This window comes from Shewanella sp. 11B5 (genome assembly GCF_002836795.1).
Taxonomy (GTDB): domain Bacteria; phylum Pseudomonadota; class Gammaproteobacteria; order Enterobacterales; family Shewanellaceae; genus Shewanella; species Shewanella frigidimarina.
The window spans coordinates 1-3,699 of sequence record NZ_PJAP01000631.1; the positions used below are offsets into that span (position 1 = coordinate 1).

Consider the following 3,699-nt stretch of genomic DNA (forward strand, 5'->3'; position numbering starts at 1 on the left):
TCAGTAGCCCAGCGCTATATGCCGCAGACGCCAAAAATGAAACTTGTGATAAGGATATATTGGCAAAATGTAAACCAGCGCAAACAGACGAATCTATTGAGCGAATTCGTGTTCATGGTGTGCAAAACTCGGTTTACATGTTTAATAACTCAGCCGACAAACGCCGTATGGCTGCACTTGTCGATACGCCGCAAGTGATTACCGTGTTAACTCAAGACCAAATTCAAGAGTCAGGAAATACGGACTTAAAAGACATTTTGTCAGCTCAAGCGGGTGTTACTCTTGGTACTGGTGAAAACGGTAATGCATTCGGTGATCGTTATATTATCCGTGGCCACGAAGCACGTAGTGACGTGTTTGTTGATGGACTTCGCGACCCTGGCATGACCACTCGCGAAAGTTTTGCTACCGAGCGTGTTGAAATTACCAAAGGTCCAAGTTCAACATTTGCTGGCCGTGGTTCATCAGGTGGTGCCATTAATAGTGTGACTAAAAAAGCCTCAGTAGCTTACGATTTTGGTCGCGTCGATTTGGGTATTGGTACTGACGATCACACTCGTCTAACGGTGGACTATAACTTACCGATATCAGACAAAGTGGCAGTACGCCTTAACGGATTAACGGCTGAAGAAGACAAACCGGGCCGCGAAGGTATTACGAGTGAACGCCAAGGTGTTCAGTTATCGGGTGTGTATGAAGCCACCGATGCATTGTCGTTTACTGCCGATGGTTACTACCTAGACGCGAAAGATGTGCCAGATTTAGGCAGTTATTTTGATCGAGATACTCGTAAGCCGCTAGAAGATATTCCTGTTTATGCTCAAGATGGTGATTTTCTAAATTCTAAGGTCACCACGTTCACTTTACGTACCGAATATGAGTTAAATGACAGCATTACGTTGTACAACGCCACACGCGTTGGACATACCGAAAATGGCTATATTACAACAGGGATGGGCGGCACAACGCGCGCAGATACCGACCCAACAGCGCCTGGAGCAAGCACGTTAACGCTTAGTACTCACCAAGGTAACCAAGATGTTGATTACGTCAGCACTCAATTCAATTTATTTTGGAACACCCAAGCACTTGGTTTTGATCACAAGTTAGTGTTTGGCCTTGAATACACAGATGAAAATGTTGATAACGGCGTATATAGCATCACCAACAATAATGATGGTAATTGTTTGACCGAGGGGCGCCGTGGTGTATCAGAGGCTTATTGTATTATTGATGGTAACGGCAATACTGTCGACAATATCGGCCAGTTAATGAATCGCAGCTATGTTGATGGTGGATCTGATGCTATATACGACATCGAAACCGTGTCGGCATACATGATGGATACGGTTGAGTTAACCGATCAGTTAGCACTATTCTTTGGTTTTAGACAAGACAGCTTTGATTACAGTAACAACACAACAGGTCGCGATGGTGAAGTGGATTATGCCTATTCCGATACCATGTATAACGGTAATATTGGCTTAGTTTATGACATGTCTGAAGATGCCAATATCTACGCCAACTACAGTACTGCAACCAACATCAACGGCGGAGAGTCTGATTTAGGTGCTAACTGTGGTTACGGTGGTATTTGTGGTACGCAAGAGCAAGCTGCTGAAGCTGATGCCGAAATTGTTGAAAACCTAGAGCTCGGTACCAAGTGGATGTTGTTTGATGACAAAATGATGTTTTCGGCATCGATTTTCCAAATCACTAAAAGTGATGTAATGGAAAGTGTTGGCGACAGTTACTCAACGCTAGGTACACTTAACACGGGTAAAAACCGCGTTAAAGGCATTGAGTTTGGCATGGTCGGAAATATTACTGACAAGCTCAGCATACAATTCTCGGCTGCCAAAATGGATTCAGAAATTTTAGAGTCTTACAATCCAGCTAACATTGGTTTAGTACTAAGTAACTTTGCTGACGAAAGTGCTTATTTGCAACTGCGTTATGAGCTAACCGAATCATTTGTATTTGGTGGTAGCTACACTTATCAAAGTGAAATGTATGGCGGACAACCAGACACTGCAGCAGGTTATGATAGCGACAATAGCCGTTACAGCATTGTGGTGCCTAACTATCAAGTAGTTGATTTATTTGCCAGTTACAATGCTACTGAGGATTTAACTTTCCGCATAAACGTAGGTAACATATTGAACGAAGAATATTGGACTGCAGCTTATCGTTCCGGCTCATTTATGTACTTAGGTGACGCCCGTAATGCTAAATTGTCGATGACATATGAGTTTTAATTAAAGGTATTTGCATGATTGTTATTGAACAAATTCTCTCGAAACAGGATGTCGGTGCTTATCGTCAGCAACTGGCTGAATGTCCGTGGGGAGACGGTCGTAAAACCGCAATGGGAATGGCGGCGTCGGTTAAAAATAACAATCAAGCAGATGCACAACACGCTAATGTGCGCCAACTAGCTAATCAACTATTGGCGCGTATTGGCGAAACACCTAAAATTGTATCAGCGGCGTTACCGCATAAAATATTTCCGCCGTGCTTTAATCGTTATAGCGAAACTGAAGAGTATGGTTACCATGTTGATGCAGCCATCATGCGGATCCCTAATACCTCAGAAGTGATCCGTAGTGATGTATCAATGACGGTATTTTTGAGTGAACCCGAAGAGTATGACGGTGGTGAATTAGTTATTGCCACCGAATTTGGCCAGCAGCAAATTAAGTTACCTGCAGGATACGCCGTAGTATACCCGTCGAGTAGTTTGCATAAAGTGACTGCAGTAACTCGAGGGCAACGCATTGCAGCTATTACGTGGATGCAAAGTATGGTGGCCGATGTGACTTTACGCCAAACCTTGTATCAGCTCGATCAAAGTATTCAAAATTTGATCAAAGCCAACAACACAGACCGCGCTGAGCTAGATAATCTACATAATGTGTATCACAATTTAATTAGACAGTTTACCCAGCTGTAAACGCAATCACTGGCTTTTAATTGCTCGCATGTTGGGAGCATTTAGCATAATTAGCCAGGCGAGGATGTGATTAAATAAGGTGGGAACGCAAACGGAATATTCTCTGTTGAATATACGGTGATAGTGCGGTTGTTAACACATGCTATCACCGTTTATCGCGCTAACTTACCACCATTTGGCCAGTATAAAGTACAAAGTTACGTAGCATGATAACGCCCAATAAGCTCAGGCACGCAGTTCCGGCAACATAGGAAAACTTGCGTTTTGAAGTGGCGTTCATAAATAAATTCATCGCTAATGGGGCAGACAATCCTAATCCCATAATCCCGAACCAAAATATTAAACCCCAAAATCCTTCTCCAATCGCGTTTAATGCCGCGACTTTACTTTGACCACCACTGAGAACTAAACCCATAAAGAAGGTAAAAATAAGGAAAATTTCTCCTAAAATCAATGGGATTTCTACTCTATGGATAAAACGCACTTCCTGACCATTAGGGCTGCCTTTGAGTAACACTCCGCCTAATAACGACGCCGCGGCACCTGAAGATAAACCCGATGCTAAAAACAACAAAGGTAACACAGGGTTATTTAGCATAGGGAAGCGTGGCTGAGCCGATAATAAAAATCCGGTATAGGCACCTAGCGACACAGAAAAGATGATCAACAACCCCGTTATTCCAGCTTCATACTTCGCGAGCATTGTGGTTGTTTTACACACTATCGGGAAGCGAGGTTGGCACCAT

The 3,699-nt window shown here is 43.3% G+C and carries 3 protein-coding genes; 2 read left to right on the forward strand and 1 reads right to left on the reverse strand.

All coding sequences use genetic code 11. The features are described 5' to 3' along the window. Both CXF78_RS14530 and CXF78_RS14535 read left to right on the forward strand, forming a co-directional pair. Nucleotides 1-2,258: TonB-dependent receptor (locus CXF78_RS14530; protein ID WP_102037206.1), on the forward strand; the 2,258-nt coding region annotated here is incomplete at its 5' end. 14 nt (nt 2,259-2,272) lie between these two features. Next, nucleotides 2,273-2,953 (forward strand): Fe2+-dependent dioxygenase, encoded by a 681-nt coding sequence (locus CXF78_RS14535; protein ID WP_102037207.1) that lies wholly within the window; start codon nt 2,273-2,275, stop codon nt 2,951-2,953. 160 nt (nt 2,954-3,113) lie between these two features. Here CXF78_RS14535 and nrfD read toward each other — a convergent pair. Further along, nucleotides 3,114-3,699, reverse strand: a 586-nt coding sequence (gene nrfD, locus CXF78_RS14540) for an NrfD/PsrC family molybdoenzyme membrane anchor subunit (protein ID WP_180957155.1), incomplete at its 5' end; no start/stop codon positions are given.